A 19526-nucleotide genomic window follows, 5' to 3' on the forward strand; every position below is an offset into this window, starting at 1 on the left:
TATATCCATAGTACAATTATTACCTTATAAAAAAGCAGTTCAATTAACAAAATTAGAGATAGAAAAGTATAAAATGTACTGCATAGGTCTTGGTATGAATTACAAATATATCGATTCAGATTATGTAAAGAAAATAAAGAAAAGTGGATTAGAAGTTCATCCATTTACAGTAGATAATGAAAATGATATGAAAAAGTTACTTGCATGGGGAGTCGACGGGATGTTTACCAATTATCCAGATCATTTACATTCAATATTGGATTTGAAAAATCATGAATAAGTAGTGTTATTCATAAAGGGAAAATTTACACAACCTGTATACTAGGATTATCAATGCAAGAAGGCATGTATCATATCAAAAGAAAATACCAAAAACCGCAACTGGAAGACCTAGGTTGTGGTTTTTTATTGCTTTGATTTCAGTTTACAAAGTTTGAAGCTAGAAGTGAAAACCTTTTTAGATGAATTGGCTTCTTATGTATTTGTACTTCGTATCGTTCTAGGTATATGTACAACCCATGAGACGAATTTTGCATATGATAATAGAAAAGGAGATGTTGCATATTGAAATACCACAATAGAAATGTAAGTAATCTGAATAAATTAGCGGATAATACGAAAGCTGCCGCTTTTAAGTGGTATCAGTACTGCATTGACAATGGTATTGAAGTGTTAATTTACGAAACAATCCGTACGGTCGAGCAACAACGTGAATATGTTCGTAAAGGAGCATCGCAAACGATGCGCTCATATCACTTAGTAGGACAAGCATTAGATTTTGTTCCAATTCAGTCGAATGGTACAGAAGATTGGAATGGCTATAATAAAGAACCGTGGGCATCAGCAATTCGTTATGCTAAACAAATTGGCTTTGAATGGGGCGGTGACTGGAAAGGATTTGTGGATAGCCCGCATTTGCAATATAACTACAAAGGGTATGGAACGGATACTTTTGGAAAAGGTTTTCAAAACGTAGCGACTCCTCCTCCAACGAATGATGGTGTAGGGGTAGCTTATATTAACGGTAGCAATGTAAATTTACGAAAAGGACCTGGTACTGGATATGGTGTTATTCGCCAATTAGGGAAAGGAGAGTCCTACAAAGTATTTGGGCAATCAAATGGCTGGTTAAATTTAGGTGGCGATCAGTGGATTTATAACGATCCATCATATATTCGTTATACGGGAGGAAATGTACCCGCAACTTCACAATCATCAAACGATGGTGTAGGCGTAGTTACTATAATAGCGGATGTATTGCGTGTTCGTACCGGACCAGGAACAAATTACGGTATTGTGAAAAATGTGTACCAAGGTGCAAAATATCAATCGTTTGGATATAAAGATGGTTGGTATAATGTTGGTGGAAATCAATGGGTTTCTGGTGAATATGTTACATTTGTAAAGTAAAAATAAGAGCCGTCCTGTTGGGCGGCATTTTATTATAGATGTTCATAGGACGAGTGCTCATAATATCATTCGTAATATATAGAGTATAATTTTTCATTCTAATAATCAGAAAGTAATCAAAATGTAATTAATTTTAACTACGCTTTTTATATTTTTTTGATACACTGGCTACGAGGGGGATACCAATTAATGTGGGTAAAAACCAAAACCATATTGGCGGAAGTAAATTTATAATGGGAATATGGATGCCGACATTTACTAAAAGTGCGGTGACTGCACCTATATAAGAACCTAACATACCTCTAATGTGGTGATGGAGCCAATTTTTCCAACGTTTTTTTCGTGCGAGGTATCCATAAATTGCAAATGAATAAGAGAAGATTGCTACATAAAATAAATATGCGATTTTATCCCAGTTGATAATGGATAATATTATTGCCGTAAGGGTAATGACAACATAGGATGCATGATATATCTCGCCCCATTCAGTATGTTTTCCTTTCTTCTTTTGAGCAACCATCGCTACAATACCAGTGATTAAGCATATTGTTCCAAATAGTATGTGTATGGTTAAAAGAATGTTAAAAATGCTCATAATAATTCCTCCTTTTTTATTTTTATAGTATTGCAGTATAGGAGAAAAGTTGAAACATATTGTTTGTTGGCCTTAATATATTGAAATAAAGGTAATCCTAGAACAAATTTAAACGGACAAATTTTTCTTGATTTTAGTGAGCCACGTATTACGTGAAATGAAGGAGAGACTTCCATGTTTACATCTATTACATATTTACAATCAGGGAATGACAAACAACAAAAGGTATATGATGTTTTAAATAAACTAAACATAATGGAGGATTTAGCTTTGTATAGTCCCGTTCTTTGCGGGACAATCCCTATAAGAATTGATACTCTCCAATCTGACTTAGATATAGTAATGGAAGTACATAACTTTGATGTTTTTGAGCAGGAAATGAGATCTTTATATGGTTCTTATAGAGGGTTCAATATAAAAAAGAAAAAAATGAAAGGTACTGAATCGATAAAGGTAAATTTTGAATTCGAAGGTTTTGAATTTGAATTATTTGCTCAGCCTAAGCCAGTGCGTAACCAAAATGCATATAGACATATGATAGTAGAGCACATGCTATTAATGCAGCATCCACATATAAGGGAAGAAATTCTTCGCTTGAAAGAGAACGGTATAAAAACAGAACCTGCTTTTGCTCAAGTATTAAACATTGAAGGAGATCCTTATGAAGGACTTATTGTGTTGGGGCAGGAAATGCGGTTGTGGTAAATAAGATACATAAAAACTCCTCTATAGAAAAAGAGGAGTTTTTATTATGCCATTAGCTTACGGATTAATTCACTCAGCAATTTAACCCCGTGAGTCATTTGTTCTGGAGAAGCATATCCATATGATAAACGAATGTACGGTTCTGATTCTTCTTCATAAATACGTCCTGGATTTAAAAGAATTCCCTTTGATAGTGCCTCTGAAAATAATTTCTTCATCGGAATGCTAGGTACAACCTTAAGCCATATAAAGAATCCGCCGTTAGGAATATCCCAAGTGGCAATATCTGCACAATACTTATTTAAAGCCCGTATCATGATTTGTCTTCGTTCTTTTAGTTGAATTCTTACGTTTGCAACATGTTCTTCATAAAAACCTTTTTTTATCCATTCAGCAGCAACTCTTTGGGATAACGAACTCGATCCATAGTCTGTTTGCATTTTTATATCTGACAATCTTTCAATAACTGGTTCAGGTCCAATAATCCATCCAATTCTAAGTCCTGGGCTAAGTGTTTTAGATAGACTACCAACATATAATACATGTCCATGTTTATCTATTGATTTTAAAGGAGCTGGAGGGGGTTCATCAATCCATAACTCACGATAAATATCATCTTCAATAATAGGTAACTGTTCCTTTTCACATATCTTTATTATTTCTTTTCTTCGTTCTTGAGACATTAATATCCCAGTTGGGTTTTGAAAACTAGGAATAGAATATAAAATGTTTTTCTTTTGACTGTATTTAATGCGTTTTAATAATTCGTTAGGTAAAATACCGTGATGATCCATAGCTATACCAGATAAATTTATATTTGCTGATTGAAATACATGAAGTGAATATAAGTAAGAAGGTTGTTCAAGTAAAACAGTTGATTCTCTATGCAAAAGACCAATTGATATTAATTGCAATGCTTGTAATGCACCAGAGACGATTAATATAGAACCCGGTGATACATGTATTCCGAATGATTTTACGTAGTTACTTATTGCCTCACGTAACGGTAAAAAACCTTTTTGTTCTTCGTATCCGAAATAATCTAATTCGTCACTTACGTTTTTCATAATGGACTGCATCGTTTTTAGCGGGAAAATTTGAGGTGCAAGTTCACCTTTACTAAGATGGATAAGTGTTTTATTTGCTTCTGCTTCATTTATTTCTCGTACCATTAACTTGCTAGGTTTATGAATACCAGCTTTTACATATTCACTCCAATCAGGCGGGGGATTCGTCGCTAATAATGACCATGTATTATTTGTTACAACTGTTCCTGCTCCGATTTTCCCTTGAATTAAGCCATCTGCCATAAGTTCATCGAGCGCAGTTATTACAGTACTTCGATTTACATGAAATAATTTTGCTAACTGCCTTTGACTAGGGATCTTACTTCCGATCGGCCATTCTCCGTTTTCGATTTTTTCTTTCATATAATCTACTATCTGCCGATATTTAGGCAGTTTTTTATTCGTTGTCATAAAAAAACTCCCTCGTTCAATTTAAAAATGCCAAGTGGTTGGTTTTTACGATAAATAACTGGTTGAAGACATTGTATCAACTATTAAATATGATGAAAAGAAATAATTGGTAATTTAAAAATGGTTGGTTTATTAGAAAGGGAGAGAAAACATGCATAATAAAAAATGGGATTTACGCATTATATATGCACACGCGTTTACGATTCTTATATGGGGAACTGCTTTTCCGGCAATTCGTATGGGGCTTGAATCTTATACACCTGAGCATCTTACTTTACTACGCTTATTAATCGCTTCATTTATACTTCTGTTGTTTTCTTTTATCTACAAGTTACGGCTACCGGATTTAAAGGATATCCCAGCAATTTTTATGTTCGGTGCTTTAGGATTCACTTTTTATCACATTGCATTAAACTACGGCGAAAAAACAGTAAATGCTGGTTCTGCAAGTTTAATTGTTTCGGTCACACCTATAGTAACGGCAATTCTTGCTTCTATATTTTTAAACGAAAAAATGAAATTAAATGGTTGGATCGGTGGTGTAATTAGTTTTATAGGAATTGCTCTCATATCATTTAGTCAAGGAGATGCTATTCAATTGAATAGTGGGGGATTATTTATATTATTAGCAGCGATTTCAGAAAGCCTATATTTTGTTTTTCAAACTTCTTACTTAAAAAAGTACGGCTTCTTACCATTTACCATATATACAATTTTATCTAGTACTGTATGTATGCTTATTTTCTTACCGGGAATGTATACAGAAATACTAGCAGCTCCTCTTGAAGTGAATGTGAGTGTTTTATATTTAGGCTTATTTCCAACAGTACTCCCATATATCGCATTGGCCTATATCATATCTCATGCTGGTGCTGCTGAGGCAACAAGTTCTCTATATTTAACGCCAGTAACTGCATGTTTTATTGCTTGGTTATGGTTAGGAGAAGTGCCAACTTTAGTTTCGATAATTGGCGGAGGGATTACTATACTTGGTATCGTGATTGCTCATATACCAGTATTAAGAAAAGAAAAACATAGGAATTTAGCAAATAATCAATCCGTATAACGTAATTCAATAATAATTTTATGATACTTTTTCATATAGTTTCTTTCTTATGTTGATAAATATAATATTTTGTATTTCAGTTAAATATTGTATGTTACATTTTATGTAGTAAGCATTTTAAAAGGAGATGACAACATAATGAATGGAAAAAGAAATATTTTCACATGTATTTCTATTATAGGAATCGGTCTAGCTAGTTTTTCTAATTCTAGTTTCGCAGCAAATGTAACGGACAATTCAGTACAAAATTCTATTCCCGTAGTTAATCAACAAGTAGCTGCTGCAAAGGAAATGAAACCATTTCCCCAGCAAGTTAATTATGCAGGTGTTATAAAACCTACTCATGTTACACAGGAAAGTTTAAATGCTTCTGTAAGAAGTTACTACGATAATTGGAAAAAGAAATATTTGAAAAATGATTTATCTTCTTTACCTGGTGGTTATTACGTAAAAGGAGAGATTACGGGTGATGCGGATGGGTTTAAGCCACTTGGAACTTCAGAAGGTCAAGGGTATGGGATGATAATTACAGTATTAATGGCTGGTTACGATTCAAATGCCCAAAAAATCTATGATGGTTTATTTAAAACAGCAAGAACTTTTAAAAGCTCTCAAAATCCTAATTTAATGGGATGGGTTGTCGCAGATAGTAAAAAAGCACAAGGTCATTTTGATTCTGCTACTGATGGGGATTTAGATATTGCGTATTCTCTTCTTCTTGCTCATAAGCAGTGGGGATCAAATGGAACAGTTAATTATTTAAAAGAAGCACAAGACATGATTACAAAAGGTATTAAAGCTAGTAATGTTACAAATAATAGCCGACTAAATTTAGGAGATTGGGATTCTAAAAATTCACTTGATACGAGGCCATCTGATTGGATGATGTCACACCTTAGAGCATTTTATGAATTTACAGGTGATAAAACTTGGCTTACTGTTATTAATAATTTGTACGATGTTTATACGCAATTTAGTAATAAGTACTCTCCAAATACAGGGCTTATTTCAGATTTCGTTGTAAAAAACCCACCACAACCCGCACCTAAAGACTTCTTAGATGAGTCAAAATATACAAATGCATATTATTATAATGCTAGTCGAGTACCTTTAAGAATTGTAATGGACTATGCGATGTACGGTGAGAAGCGAAGTAAAGTCATTTCTGATAAAGTCTCTTCGTGGATTCAAAATAAAACGAATGGAAATCCTTCTAAAATTGTGGATGGTTATCAATTAAACGGGTCTAATATTGGTAGTTATCCAACTGGTGTATTCGTTTCGCCATTTATTGCTGCAAGTATAACGGATAGCAATAATCAAAAGTGGGTAAATAGCGGTTGGGATTGGATGAAGAATAAGAGAGAAAGCTACTTTAGTGATAGTTATAATTTATTAACTATGTTATTTATTACAGGAAATTGGTGGAAACCTGTACCTGATGATAAAAAAATACAAAATCAAATAAATGATGCAATTTATGAAGGATACGATAATTAATTAAATTTGAGAATGGTTACTTAAGAAAGGAATTAGCATACGCTAGTTCCTTTTTAATATTTTGTAAAACATTATCCATTCTAAAATTCGCATAGATATATTTGCTTTTTTCATATACATAGTTATTGATGACTCTATGTTTTTATGAGGGGAGAGTATTTCTTGGAAAAAGTATTATTTTTCGGAGACCCAGGTATTGATGACTCATTTGCCATTATGTATAGTTTACTGCATCCCGAAATTGAAATTGTAGGTATTGTAACTGGATACGGAAATGTTGAGCATATACATGCTGCACATAATGCAGCGTATATTTTACAGTTAGCAAATAGACAAGACATTCCTGTCATTAGTGGTGCAACAAAACCACTTACAGAAGAAATTACTACGTACTACCCTGAAATTCACGGAGCAGAAGGATTAGGGCCCATCCATGTTCCAGAAAGCGTATTATCTATTCCAATATACAATTTTGGTAGTATCGCTGCGATTCTTGTAAAGTACGGAAAAGATTTAACGATTGTTGATGTAGGAAGATCTACCTCGTTAGCAATTGCTTTTAATTTATGGAATGATTTAATGCTAAATGTAAAAGCAATATATTTCATGGGTGGTGTTTTTTTAGAAGTAGGAAACGTTACGCCGTTAGCAGAGGCAAATGTGTATGGAGATCCTATAGCAAGTAAAATTGTTTTCCATCAAGCAAAGAATTTATTAATATTCCCTTTAAATGTAACAAACAAAGCTGTGTTAACACCAAATGTATTTAGCTATATTCAAGCTAATACAAAGAATCCATTTCATATGATAATGAAACCAATGTATGATTACTATTTATCTGCATACCAAAAACTTAATCCATCTATCGAAGGACCTTTGCTACATGATGTGGTTGCAATAAGTGGATTAGTAAATCCAAGTTTTTTTGAATTTGTGCATCGTACAGTAAATGTAGATACATACGGAGATACGAAAGGACAAACATTTGCTGATTTCCGCCCTAGCTCTATACCTGAAGGGGGCCATATAGCATTAGAAATAGATGAACAAAAATTCATTCAAGATTTTATAAAAATCATGTTATAAGTTGTTGTCGAAAAAGGGAATTATTTCAATGCGTTGAATATAAAAATACATCCCTCTAGATAAAGGAGCTTACAATATTGAATGTCCAGTTAAAGGTTGTTACGAGAGAAAATTGGGAAGAAGCATTAAAGCTACAAGTTAAAGAAAATCAGTTGAAATTTGTTCCATCCGTAGCAGTTTCGCTTGCTAAAGTATATATAAAACCAGATGGTGACAATGTAGAGTACATACCATTCGCTATATACGTTGGTGACCTTATGGTTGGTTTTGTAATGCATGCAGTTGTAAGAAAGACATCAGATATGTATTGGATTAACGGATTTATTATTGATCAATCGCAGCAAGGTAATGGATATGGAAAAGCAGCATTACAAGAAAGTATTAATATAATAAAAAATACTTTTAAATCGTGTAAAGAAATTAGATTAACCGTACATAAAGATAATATCTCTGCAAAGAAACTATATGAACGATACAGTTTCAAATCATTAGAACAGGAGTATGATGGCGAGCAAGTATATCGTTTATTTGTTTAACTATTAGGAAGTAACGGCATGAAATGAAATATGCAATTTACTGAAGTGAAAATTGAAGTGTTCATTCCTGAAGAATATATTGAAACATTAAGGGATGAATTAAATAAAATTGGAGCATGTAAAACGGGCGAATATGACCATTGTCTTTCCTATAGTTCAGTGAAAGGATATTGGAGACCTTTAGACGAGGCATCTCCTTTTAATGGAGAAATTGGTCGAATATGCGAAGGGCAAGAATGTAAAGTTGAAATAAAGTGTAAACGAGAACTTGTAAAAGATGCTCTTGAAGTTATTAATGATATTCATCCGTATGAAACACCTATGATTTATATTATACCAATACTAAATGACTATTTTGAGCAACTATATATTGAATAACTAGGAGGAATATCAATTGAAAAGTAAATTTCATCATATTGTACGAGCAGTCATGATAAAAGATGAAAAATTATTAGTTGCTGAATATATTGGCCATCATTATTTTTTACCTGGTGGCCATGTTGAAATTGGAGAATCAGCAGAGAATGCATTAATAAGAGAGTTAAGAGAAGAACTTGGAGTAAACTGTAGTATACAACAATTTTTAGGAGTCATAGAAAATCAATGGCAAGATAAAGAAGTGCTTCATCATGAAATTAACCACATTTTTGAAGTAGAGTCACAAGATTTACATACGGACTTACCACCGAAATCTAGCGAGTCTCATTTAGCATTTCAATGGATAGATTGTAATAAAGAAGCCTTAAATCATTATGAAATCATGCCAATGCCTTTAGTGAAGGAATTACTAGAAAGAAAGTTAAGTGATGAACTACTAAATTGTTGGATTAGTAATTTTTAAATCACTTTATTTATAGTAAATACGTCCATCGAATGAATATAAAGAAAATAGGCTGAAAAACAAGGTACATCACCTAGTGTAAGTTCATATTTTGTTGATGTACGCATTTAGTCTATAGTCTTGTTTCTACTTTGTTCACAAGAATTTATTAACTTTAATATTTGGGCGGAATTTATATTTATAAATGGAGGGGTTCTTAATGAATCAGTTTCAACATGAACTACAAACATTAAATCTTAATGATTATCAAACTGGTAATGTTGTGTATTGGGATCAACAACAAAGTCAATATCCATACTACTACATTCAAGACGATGCACGTCGTTGTGGCGGATGCGGAGGTTGTGGTGGACGCTGTGGCGGTTGTGGCGGCGGTAGATGTGGTGGCTGTGGTGGACGTTGCGTAGGTTGCGCTGGTTGTTTTGGTTGCTTTAATTGCTGGAACTGGTGGATTATTTAAATATAGTACATCATTAATATTTTATATGAAAGAAAGGTGTAAATACTGTTTATACTTTTCTTTCATGCTGTAATTTTGTATTAGTGTTAAGGGGGATTTATTTGTATACATACGAAAAGTTGATTTCTTGGGTAGAAAATATAAAAGAAAAAAATCAAAGTTCTGCTGCAGCACTTTGTATTATAAAAGATAATAAAATCGTGCTAGAGCATTATAGTGGTTATCACTCAAATACATCTACAAGCAAGAAAGTAACAGCACCTTCACAATTTAACGTTGCTTCTGCTAGAAAAAGTTATTTAGGATTAATAATAGCGTATGCGCTTTATGAGGGGAAAATAAACTCTATTGATGATGAAGCGATAAAATATTTTAAAGACTTTGATCCTGTATTGCTTGGTAAAACGACGATAAGACATTTAGTAACACATTCGCACGGATTAGAAGAAACGAATGACGGGACAATTTTTCGTGAATTTGAACCGGGACAATCATGGGCGTATAGAGATATTAATGTAAGAATGATGACACTTCTTATTTATCAGCTATATAACAAAAGTTTTCCTGAATTGTTAAAAGAGCGTGTTTTTAAACCTGCTAAATTTCAAGAAACAGGATGGAGAATACAGCAAGATGAAAATTTGGTTGAAATTATTAATAATCCAAATGAAGACCCGATAAGTGGAATTGGTACAGTAAATGATGGTACTGAAAAAAATCTATTTGTCTCAGCTAGAGAATTTGCGCAGTGGGGCAATCTTCATCTAAATCAAGGCATGATACATGATAAACAAATCATTCCAAAAGAAGTTATAAAAATTGCTACGAGTTTGCAGAGTCCAACATTTATAAACAAAGAGCTACCACAAAATGGGGTGTTTTGGTTCATCCAAAATGAGCCTGCACAATTAAGCGAACTTGGTGAACGTATTCCAAAAGGGTCGTATCAAATATTAGGGATTACTGGACCGACTATTTTAGTAATACCTGAATATAATGTAGTTGTTGCAAAAATGTATAATAAAAGATATAACTACGGCGGTGATAATTATTTATATTATTTACGTGAATTTAGCAATTTAGTCGCTGATACATTTCGTAACGGTAATAGGGCATAATTACTCCTATAATGAAAAGGAGTGAGAGAAAGTGAAAGATAAAATGAATAAAAACAAAAAGCAAAAGATCAAAGATGTAAATACAGAACAAAATGCGATTTATAGCGATCCGAAAGATGCAGCTAATATGCAAACGGTACCGCAGCCGAAAGATTTTGATGAAATTGAATATTAATTTTTCGTCCATCCGACTATATGATGAATGAAAAATACATCTTAAGTCCCATCACATGATTGAAATCTTTTGGTATTCTATTTACATAAGCATTTGAAAATGTCTTATCTTAACAAAGCTTTCTTTAAGTAAATCTAATATAACCTGCAAAAAGACACTTCATTATGGAGTGTCTTTTTGTGTACATGAATTCAATTTCCATTTTCCGTACAGTATCTTACTTTTTATGATGGATATACTAACTGTGAAAATTCATGTCAAGATAAAAGAAGGGGACAAGTTAGTATGAAACAAAGTTCTATAAATCCGTTACTAATTGTTCTAGGTACAATCATTGTTCAAATTGGCCTTGGAACAATTTATACATGGAGTTTATTTAATCAACCCCTTGTAAGTAAGTTTGGATGGAATCTTAATTCAGTAGCGATAACTTTCTCCATAACAAGTTTTTCTTTATCATTCTCAACTTTATTTGCAGCAAAGTTGCAGAAAAAATTAGGACTTCGAAAACTTATTGCTACTGCAGGAATTGTTTTAGGACTCGGCTTAATACTTAGTTCACAAGTTTCTTCTTTACCACTATTATATTTATTAGCTGGTGTCGTTGTTGGTTATGCGGATGGAACAGCTTATATTACATCACTATCTAATTTAATTAAATGGTTTCCAAATCGGAAAGGGCTTATTTCAGGTATATCTGTATCAGCGTATGGAATGGGCAGCTTAATCTTTAGATATATAAACGGAAATCTTATCAATAACCTTGGTGTATCACAAGCATTCTTATATTGGGGTATTATCGTGTTACTTTTAGTGTTAATCGGATCGTTCTTCTTACGTGAGGCAATTGTAAGTAATGCTGTAACTGAAACATTACACAATGACTATACTCCGCGTGAAATGATGCGAACGAAACAAGTATATCTCCTATTTTTTATGTTATTCACCTCGTGTATGGGTGGTTTGTATTTAATAAGTATGGTAAAAGATATCGGCGTACAACTCGTTGGACTTAGCGCAGCAACCGCTGCAAACGCCGTTGCTATGATTGCAATCTTTAATACAGTAGGTAGAATTATTCTTGGGACGCTATCAGATAAAATCGGCCGAATGAAAATTGTCTCTGCAACGTTTATTATTATAGGATTGTCAGTCTTTACTTTAAGTTTTATTCCGCTAAATTACGGAATCTATTTTGCTTGTGTAGCAAGTGTCGCCTTTTGCTTCGGTGGTAATATAACTATATTCCCAGCTATTGTCGGAGATTTCTTTGGATTAAAAAACCATAGTACAAATTACGGCATTGTCTACCAAGGTTTCGGATTTGGTGCGCTTGCAGGATCATTTATTGGAGCGATACTCGGGGGATTTCAACCAACTTTCATTATAATCGGTGTTTTAAGTGTTATTTCCTTCATTATTTCAATATTAATCCGTCCACCAACTGCAGAAAAGAAAAAGGAACTAAAACATTTACATCGGAAAGTTGCTTAATTTTAAAAAGAGTCCTCATGTTAGGGCTCTTTTTTATTCCATTAACTTTGCTTCTTTACTAACTCATTAAAGACAGGACAATATCATTATAAAATTGAATAGATAAGTAAAAAGGAGCGTGACACTTAAAATGAAAATAGTACAGCAGTGGGTACAAGAAGATAGTGATTACATAAGAGAGAAAGTAATTGAATATAATCAAAAATATCTCGCAGATGAAGAAAAAACACCTTCAGAAAAGGTTAGTTTCATAGTAAGAAATGAAAAAGAAGAAATCGTAGGTGGGGTAACAGCAATAATTTTTTGGCACCATGTACACGTTGACTTTCTATGGGTTTCTGAAGAATATAGGCATGAAGGTTACGGAAACAAGTTAATAAAGCTTATTGAAGAATTTGCAATTGAAAAAGGGTGTAGGTTAATTAATTTAGATACCTTTAGTTTCCAAGCTCCTGATTTTTATAAGAAACATGGATATAAAGTAATTGGAGTAAGTGAAGATCATCCGAAAGGACATAATCATTATTATTTAGAAAAACGGCTAAAAAGTATATAGAATTTGTTAACATTAGTATTTGGAATACAAATGTAATCAAGGCGAGGTTATTATTAATTTTAGTTTTAATTTAATCAATTTTCATGCTAAAACTTCAAGAACGTTCTTTGGATAATCTTCCTAAGATACGTTCTTTCTTTATATATCAGTGGCCCATTCTTATTAACTCCACCAATAGCGGTAAAGGCAAGACTTAACTAACTTATATATATTAAAAGGAGTTAATGGTAGAATGGATAGAAGACAGAAAATTCCTTTTATTAAAAATAGAGGAGGTACATATGAAAAAAGTTAATGTTACATACGCGATTTTGTACGATAAAACAAACGAAAAGATCTTAATGGTAAAAAACAAAGGAGAAAATGGTTCTTATTATACATTACCAGGTGGCGCAGTTAAATTAGGAGAAACATTGGAAGAAGCAGTAATTCGAGAAGTAAAAGAAGAAACAGGGTTACATATAAACGTAAAAGGGATTTGTTCTATCAGCGAAGCCTTTTTCGAGGAAAGAGATCATCATGCAATTTTCTTTAATTTTCTAGGCGAAATAATCGGCGGGGAGACATATATATCAAGACCAAAAGAAATCGAAGAGATTACTTGGATGGAATTACATATAGCAGCACCGTATTTACGCATACCAGAACATTTACTAGATTTATTACAAAAGAAAGAAACAGTACCTTATTTTTTTAACGGAACAATCGTTCATCAATCTTCATAAAAATATTATCTCATGTAAGGCGGGGAAAACATGGAGTTCATCGTTAATCACAAACAATTTACTCAAGCACTTTCAGAAGTTAACAAAGCGATATCAACAAAATCTTTAATTCCTATATTATCTGGTATAAAAATAACTGCAGATCAATCTGGAATTACTTTAATTGCAAGTAACTCGAATATTTTTATTGAAAAATTCATTCCTGTTTCAATTGAAGACGAAAAAATTGCAACTATTTTAAAGGCAGGAACTATTGTTGTACCTGCAAAGTATTTCATTGAAATAATAAAGAAAATGCCAAGTGATATAGCAATAAAAAGTAAGAATGAGCAAATTATTAAGATACAATCAGAAGAAATCACATTAAGTTTAAATGGATTTCCTGCAGATGAGTTTCCGAATGTACCGCTTATAGACAATCATGCAGAAATCAAGGTAGAGACAGAGCAATTGATTGAAGTATTTAAACAAACAGTCTTTGCGGTAGCGAAAAATGAATCTAGACCTGTTCTTACTGGGGTGCATATAGAGTTATCTAATAATAAGTTTATTTGTGCTGCAACTGACTCACATAGACTAGCGATACGTGAAACGCGACTTTCCTCAGATGTAAAAGCAAATTGTATCGTACCAAGCGCAACCATTAGTGAACTTCTAAAATTAATGAACAGCAATTCGGAATTCGTATATATTTACCTTTCAGAGAGTCATATTATATTTACGCTTGGAACAACTACATTATATTCAAGACTAATTGAAGGGAAATATCCTAATATTTCTAACCTTATTCCAAATGACTTTAAAACGATTATTAACATAGATAGAAAAAAGATATTACAAGGTGTAGATCGATCAAGTTTATTAGCAAGTGAATGGGCCAATAACAATGTTAACTTAGAAATCATAAACGAATCTACAATTAAAATTTCTTCAAACGCTTCTCAAATTGGGCAAATATCCGAAACGCAACAAATAGATGCGATTCAAGGTGAAAAACAATTAAATATATCTTTCGATGGGCGTTTTATGGTTGATGCTTTAAGAGCAATAAAAGAAGAAATGATTACTTTAAGCTTTGGCGGTTCTATGAGACCGATATTGATTGAAGCAGGAGAGCAATCTGCAGCAATCCATCTTATATCTCCAGTAAGAGCTTATTAAAAACGGAGGAAGGAATCACATTATGTACAAGCACACTTTATGTTTTATAAAAAGAAATGAAGAGATACTTATGTTAAATAGAGAATATGATCCGGTAAAAGGATTATGGAATGGGGTAGGAGGAAAGATAGAAAAGGGAGAAACACCTTTAGAAAATGCGATTCGTGAAATAAAGGAAGAGACTAATATAAAAGTTACGTATGACCAAATTCAATTTAAAGGCATTATTAAATGGGAGGATTCTTCATATTCTGGCGGTATTTATGTTTATCTAGTAGAGTTACTTCATGAATTTACATATCACACTCCAAAAAAAGTCTCAGAAGGAATTTTAGATTGGAAAGAGGTTTCTTGGATTCTTAGTGACTATAATTACGGTGTAGGAGAGATGATACCTAAATTTTTAGTTGAAGTGCTCCACAATGAATTAATATTAGAGCATAATTTTATTTTATCTAATCATAAATTAATAGATTATAGGAATAAAGAATTAGCTAAGCAGGACAACTCTATAGATAATATAATTCCATTATAAAAAGTAAGAATCGTAATCTATCATACACAGCAAAATAATTATCACCTAAATATAAAAGCCATAGATTATTCGAAGAGTAGCTAAGGAGAAAATTTATATGAGGATGAGTGTGATGAAGAAAATAATTATTTTACTCATAGGTATCGTTTTAATTACTATTGCTTTTTATCAATACAACAAAAAAGAAGGTTTAGCTAAAAATGATAAGGTGTATGTAGAAGACTTTAAAGGTAAAAATGATTCAAACAAAATACAATCTGCTATTAATAAAGCAGAATCTAGTAAAATTAAAACAGTATTGCTTGATGATAAGAAGTATAAAATTACGTCACCAATCGTAGTGAAACAGGGTGTAAAGTTATTATTTGGTTATGGAACACAATTTGTTGTTGAAGGTAATTTTAGAGTTCTAGAATTAGAAAAAAACGCTTCTATTGAAGGAGCTTATATAGCTATAGATGATCCTAAATTTAATTCTGAAGTTATATATTTAGACGGAAAAAATAAGTATTATAACACTTGGCACAAAACACAAATAAAAGATATAAATATTATCAATTGGACAGAAACGAATAAAGGTACCGGCATTTCTTTGTATTCTGGTGGGAAGGAAAATGAAATTTCATTTATTAATTTTGAAAATATAAAAGTTGTAGGCATGGAAACTGGGGTGAAATTAGTAGCAAAGAAACCACAATCTGGACATGCATGGATAAATGCCAACCGTTTTATGAACTTCTCTCTCGAAGATTGTGTAAATATGATTTTTATGGATAGTAATGTAACAACGCCAAATGAAATTAGTGGTAACCTATTTACAAACCTTCAAATACAACCTACAAATAAAACGAAAAGTATTGTAAAGGTAAGTGGACAGCATAACGAGTTCCATGGAATGGTGTGGGATTTACAGAAAATCAATCACGAAAACGAACTCATTGAACTAACTGATAAAAGTATGAATACAGTGATTGAAATGTCCAGTGTACCAGCAAATAGAATTTTAGATAGCGGGAAATCAAATATAGTGAAATAAGTTTAAATACAGAAAAAGAGCGAATTCCTTATAAGAGAGTTCGCTCTTTTTCTATTTATAATTAAATTTCTCTCCACCAAGCTGTTGAAGGATAGTTTGTAGATTTTAACGTAATAGATTCGCCAATTTGAGGCGTTGTAATTTTAACTTCTAAACGGTTAGCTTCTTTCGTAACACGCTCTATCGGATCACTCCATTCGTGTAATGCTAATGTAAAAGCACCCCAATGAATCGGAAGAAGTAATTCTCCTTGTACATCAATATGAGCTTGTACAGTTTCTTCAGGCAACATATGAATCGCAGACCACCTCGGATCATATTGTCCGCATTCCATCAATGTAAGATCGAATGGACCATATTTATCACCAATTTCCTTAAAGTGAGGGGCATAACCGCTATCGCCACTAAAGAAAATTTTAGTCTCTTGACCAAGGATAAGCCATGAACACCATAATGAACAATCTCTATCTGTCATACTTCGTCCAGAGAAATGCCTTGCAGGCGCACATACTAACTTAATATTATCAAACGTAATTTCGTCCCACCAATTATGCTCACTAATTTTACTAGGCGAAACACCCCATTTAATAAGATATTGTGCAACTCCAGTTGGAACATAAAAGTGCTTTGCGCGATCTTTTAACTGCATAATACTTTTGTAATTCAAATGATCATAGTGATTATGAGAAATGATAATCGCATCAATTTCTTGAAGGGCATCACGTTCTAAAGAAAAAACACCACTATAGCGTTTACTATTAAACAAAGGAAATGGGGAAGAGGCATCTCCAAACATAGGGTCTAATAACAGTTTTTTACCTTCTATTTTCAAAAGAGAAGCAGAATGGCCAAACCATGTAACACTCTCTAACGGTTCATTATCTTTATTTGATAAAACGATAGGCAAACCCTTTATAGGACGCAGCTTTGATTTTATTTTAAAGTAATCCGTCATTAAACTTATAATATCTTTCGGTTTAAAACTCATATCAGTATGAATTTGATTTGTATATTTCTTATTCATTCGTTCTCCTTTTTACGATTAACAATTTACGTATGTTGTTATTGTAGCTATTTGTAGTTTAAACTATATTATTTTACCTTTCATCTAAAATGCCTTGTATTTCATAAATCCGTCAAATTCATTATTTGTATCTATAAAGTACAAATCGCACAGCAGCAGCTAAGACAAATATTAAGTACATGTAAATTGTTTTTATTTAGTAAATTCCTTCTTATACGCAACAAAGAACATATGTTTCGTTGTATGTTATAGAAGAAAATATGTCTCTAATAAAAGAAAGGAAGGAGAGGATGTAAGTGCACATAGAGCGAAAAAAGAAATCAAAATGTAAACTATCAAAATCTGAAATCATGCATTTGTATACTGAAGGGAAGAGCACCTCAGAAATCGCTGTGCTTGCTAATGTGTCTGCAAGGTATATTCGTATGGTTTTATCAGACAATAACGTACCAAGGCGCGCTATAGGGAGTTGGAAGAGAAAGTATGACATAACAGAAGATTACTTTAAAACGTGGTCAAACAATATGGCTTATATTTTAGGGTTTATAGCAGCAGATGGTGTTATACAGAAAGAAAATCAATGTGTCAGTATATCTCAAAAAGAAAGTTATATTTTAGAAAATATAAAAAAAGAACTAAAAACAAACCAGCCACTTTATCAAAACAAAAAAACAAGCGTATACATGCTAAATATTAATAGCAAAACAATAAAAGACGACCTTATGAACATACACGGAATTATGCCATGTAAATCATTTAACTTGATGGGGATGGTTACGTCAAGTATGAAACTTATACAGTTAATTTCGTAGGTGGATCATATAACTTTATGAATTCTTTACATCAAATTCTTCAAAATCGCAATTTACGAGCCGATTTACTAAATCAAAACAAACATTATCGCGTTATTTTATCTGGAAGAAAATCAATACAACTATTTTCAAATTGGATTTATAAAGACAAAGATATTTATTTGCATAGAAAATATGAAGTGTTTCAGAAAGAAAGTCTGAGTTTAGATCAATTACAAGATCGAAAATTAAAACAAACTCAAACTGCCGTTAAACAAAGAAAACAAAATTCCCTTGAAGAATATATGAAAAATAAATGTAATGCTACAACTTGTTCAAATTTAGAAATAAGCGAATCGGCTTTCAAACGTTGGCTAAAAAATGATAATCAATTTAAAAGAGATTATGAAAAGATTAATTTAACAATGTCCACTAGCGATAACTAAATATAAAATCCTAAAAAACCTTAGAATAGGTATGGAGATAGCTATTCTAAGGTTTTTTATTTTTAAATCATAAAGGATTCTTAATTTTATTGATTGAATATAGTAAATACATAGATTTTACAATTTTCTTGATAAAAAAGGAGAGAGACACCTTGCAAAAGAAATTTATCAATCCAGAAACGATGCCACCAACTTTTGGATATTCACATGTAGTGGAAGTTAGTAACGCTAAACGAACAATTTACATATCTGGACAAGTAGCGATTAACACTGATGGTCAAATAGTTGGCATTGGTGATTTAGCTACACAAACGCGACAAGTTTTCGAAAATATTAAAAGTGCATTAGAAACTTCGGAATTAAGATTTAATGATGTAGTAAAATTAACATTTTTCCTAACAGATATTTCTCAAATGGCCATTGTTAGAGATATACGAGATCAATACGTTGACACTAAGAATCCACCAGCAAGTTCAGCTGTCGAAGTTAGAAAGTTAATTAACGATAACTTATTAATTGAAATTGAAGCAATTGCTATAGCAAACTAATTTTAAGAACTTATCCGTAATCATATCAATGCAATTCGTTTAATGCGTTCAGTTAAAACGAATTGCATTTTTTATTGTCTTAAATATAATTTATATCTGGAGACATTTTCATCAACAACTTATAAAACAAACAACTAAACAATCCATCACACAGAATGATTAAAAAGAACAAGGGGAGGCTAATCACAAAACTGACTTATTTATAACAAGTTTATTATTTAAAGTTAGTTAACATAATAT

The 19526-nt window shown here is 32.3% G+C and carries 23 protein-coding genes and 1 pseudogene; 21 read left to right on the forward strand and 3 right to left on the reverse strand.

What is annotated here, in order from left to right; all coding sequences use genetic code 11:
• The 3 genes from DN403_RS14280 to DN403_RS14285 all read left to right on the forward strand — a co-directional run.
• Positions 1 to 280: glycerophosphodiester phosphodiesterase family protein (locus DN403_RS14280; protein ID WP_276568407.1), on the forward strand; the 280-nt coding region annotated here is incomplete at its 5' end.
• Between the two features lie 117 nt (positions 281 to 397).
• The gene (locus DN403_RS31165) at positions 398 to 568 is read left to right on the forward strand and encodes a hypothetical protein (protein WP_000232343.1); all 171 of its coding nucleotides are present in this window, start codon (positions 398 to 400) and stop codon (positions 566 to 568) included.
• Positions 565 to 1410 carry a M15 family metallopeptidase gene (locus tag DN403_RS14285; protein WP_086398306.1) on the forward strand — a complete coding sequence of 282 codons (846 nt, stop codon included), beginning with the start codon at positions 565 to 567 and terminating at the stop codon, positions 1408 to 1410. Before DN403_RS31165 ends, DN403_RS14285 begins: the two co-directional genes overlap by 4 nt.
• 133 nt (positions 1411 to 1543) lie before the next feature.
• Here DN403_RS14285 and DN403_RS14290 read toward each other — a convergent pair whose 3' ends face one another.
• Positions 1544 to 2005 carry a DUF2306 domain-containing protein gene (locus DN403_RS14290; RefSeq protein WP_000021744.1) on the reverse strand — a complete coding sequence of 154 codons (462 nt, stop codon included), beginning with the start codon at positions 2003 to 2005 and terminating at the stop codon, positions 1544 to 1546.
• Positions 2006 to 2179: 174 nt separating this feature from the next.
• Here DN403_RS14290 and DN403_RS14295 point away from each other — a divergent pair, with 174 nt between their 5' ends.
• Positions 2180 to 2710: a DUF4269 domain-containing protein gene (locus DN403_RS14295; protein WP_000495184.1), complete on the forward strand. Its 531-nt coding sequence runs from the start codon at positions 2180 to 2182 to the stop codon at positions 2708 to 2710.
• 44 nt (positions 2711 to 2754) lie between these two features.
• Here the strand turns inward: DN403_RS14295 and norG are convergent, their stop codons facing one another.
• Positions 2755 to 4188: an efflux pump transcription regulator NorG gene (norG, locus tag DN403_RS14300; protein ID WP_000210495.1), complete on the reverse strand. Its 1434-nt coding sequence runs from the start codon at positions 4186 to 4188 to the stop codon at positions 2755 to 2757.
• 151 nt (positions 4189 to 4339) lie between these two features.
• On the opposite strand from norG, the gene DN403_RS14305 reads away from it, so the two are divergent.
• From DN403_RS14305 to DN403_RS14370, 15 genes are all read left to right on the forward strand, one after another.
• Positions 4340 to 5254, forward strand: coding sequence for a DMT family transporter (locus DN403_RS14305; RefSeq protein WP_000551632.1), 915 nt, complete (start codon positions 4340 to 4342; stop codon positions 5252 to 5254).
• Between the two features lie 138 nt (positions 5255 to 5392).
• Positions 5393 to 6754 carry a family 8 glycosyl hydrolase gene (locus DN403_RS14310; protein WP_001013606.1) on the forward strand — a complete coding sequence of 454 codons (1362 nt, stop codon included), beginning with the start codon at positions 5393 to 5395 and terminating at the stop codon, positions 6752 to 6754.
• Between the two features lie 162 nt (positions 6755 to 6916).
• The gene (locus DN403_RS14315; protein ID WP_000416801.1) at positions 6917 to 7840 is read left to right on the forward strand and encodes a nucleoside hydrolase; all 924 of its coding nucleotides are present in this window, start codon (positions 6917 to 6919) and stop codon (positions 7838 to 7840) included.
• A gap of 77 nt (positions 7841 to 7917) precedes the next feature.
• Positions 7918 to 8376: a GNAT family N-acetyltransferase gene (locus DN403_RS14320; protein ID WP_001102681.1), complete on the forward strand. Its 459-nt coding sequence runs from the start codon at positions 7918 to 7920 to the stop codon at positions 8374 to 8376.
• 30 nt (positions 8377 to 8406) lie between these two features.
• Positions 8407 to 8754, forward strand: a complete 348-nt coding sequence (gene cutA, locus DN403_RS14325; RefSeq protein WP_001160789.1) for a divalent cation tolerance protein CutA — start codon at positions 8407 to 8409, stop codon at positions 8752 to 8754.
• Between the two features lie 16 nt (positions 8755 to 8770).
• Positions 8771 to 9217 (forward strand): NUDIX domain-containing protein, encoded by a 447-nt coding sequence (locus DN403_RS14330; protein ID WP_000836826.1) that lies wholly within the window; start codon positions 8771 to 8773, stop codon positions 9215 to 9217.
• Positions 9218 to 9416: 199 nt separating this feature from the next.
• Entirely contained in the window at positions 9417 to 9677 is a 261-nt protein-coding gene (locus DN403_RS14335) for a heterocycloanthracin/sonorensin family bacteriocin (RefSeq protein ID WP_001071342.1), read from the forward strand.
• Positions 9678 to 9778: 101 nt separating this feature from the next.
• Positions 9779 to 10795: a serine hydrolase domain-containing protein gene (locus DN403_RS14340; protein ID WP_137073677.1), complete on the forward strand. Its 1017-nt coding sequence runs from the start codon at positions 9779 to 9781 to the stop codon at positions 10793 to 10795.
• Between the two features lie 31 nt (positions 10796 to 10826).
• Positions 10827 to 10970, forward strand: coding sequence for a hypothetical protein (locus tag DN403_RS31170; RefSeq protein WP_000653367.1), 144 nt, complete (start codon positions 10827 to 10829; stop codon positions 10968 to 10970).
• A 285-nt stretch (positions 10971 to 11255) separates the two neighbouring features.
• Positions 11256 to 12464, forward strand: coding sequence for an L-lactate MFS transporter (locus DN403_RS14345; protein ID WP_086398308.1), 1209 nt, complete (start codon positions 11256 to 11258; stop codon positions 12462 to 12464).
• A gap of 130 nt (positions 12465 to 12594) precedes the next feature.
• Entirely contained in the window at positions 12595 to 13020 is a 426-nt protein-coding gene (locus DN403_RS14350; protein ID WP_000706899.1) for a GNAT family N-acetyltransferase, read from the forward strand.
• Between the two features lie 281 nt (positions 13021 to 13301).
• Positions 13302 to 13745 carry an NUDIX hydrolase gene (locus DN403_RS14355; protein ID WP_000757601.1) on the forward strand — a complete coding sequence of 148 codons (444 nt, stop codon included), beginning with the start codon at positions 13302 to 13304 and terminating at the stop codon, positions 13743 to 13745.
• 30 nt (positions 13746 to 13775) lie between these two features.
• Positions 13776 to 14906 carry a DNA polymerase III subunit beta gene (gene dnaN, locus DN403_RS14360; protein WP_000394476.1) on the forward strand — a complete coding sequence of 377 codons (1131 nt, stop codon included), beginning with the start codon at positions 13776 to 13778 and terminating at the stop codon, positions 14904 to 14906.
• A 22-nt stretch (positions 14907 to 14928) separates the two neighbouring features.
• Positions 14929 to 15441, forward strand: coding sequence for an NUDIX hydrolase (locus tag DN403_RS14365; RefSeq protein WP_002082688.1), 513 nt, complete (start codon positions 14929 to 14931; stop codon positions 15439 to 15441).
• Between the two features lie 97 nt (positions 15442 to 15538).
• Positions 15539 to 16477, forward strand: coding sequence for a hypothetical protein (locus DN403_RS14370; protein ID WP_001242971.1), 939 nt, complete (start codon positions 15539 to 15541; stop codon positions 16475 to 16477).
• Between the two features lie 61 nt (positions 16478 to 16538).
• Here DN403_RS14370 and DN403_RS14375 read toward each other — a convergent pair whose 3' ends face one another.
• The gene (locus DN403_RS14375; protein ID WP_149185547.1) at positions 16539 to 17501 is read right to left on the reverse strand and encodes an MBL fold metallo-hydrolase; all 963 of its coding nucleotides are present in this window, start codon (positions 17499 to 17501) and stop codon (positions 16539 to 16541) included.
• Positions 17502 to 17797: 296 nt separating this feature from the next.
• Between DN403_RS14375 and DN403_RS14380 the strand changes: the two are divergent.
• Both DN403_RS14380 and DN403_RS14385 read left to right on the forward strand, forming a co-directional pair.
• A pseudogene (locus tag DN403_RS14380) lies at positions 17798 to 18738 on the forward strand (LAGLIDADG family homing endonuclease).
• A 152-nt stretch (positions 18739 to 18890) separates the two neighbouring features.
• Positions 18891 to 19286, forward strand: coding sequence for a RidA family protein (locus DN403_RS14385; RefSeq protein WP_016077585.1), 396 nt, complete (start codon positions 18891 to 18893; stop codon positions 19284 to 19286).
• Positions 19287 to 19526 lie beyond the last annotated feature (240 nt).

Source organism: Bacillus sp. AY2-1 (assembly GCF_008368965.1).
Lineage (GTDB): Bacteria > Bacillota > Bacilli > Bacillales > Bacillaceae_G > Bacillus_A > Bacillus_A thuringiensis_S.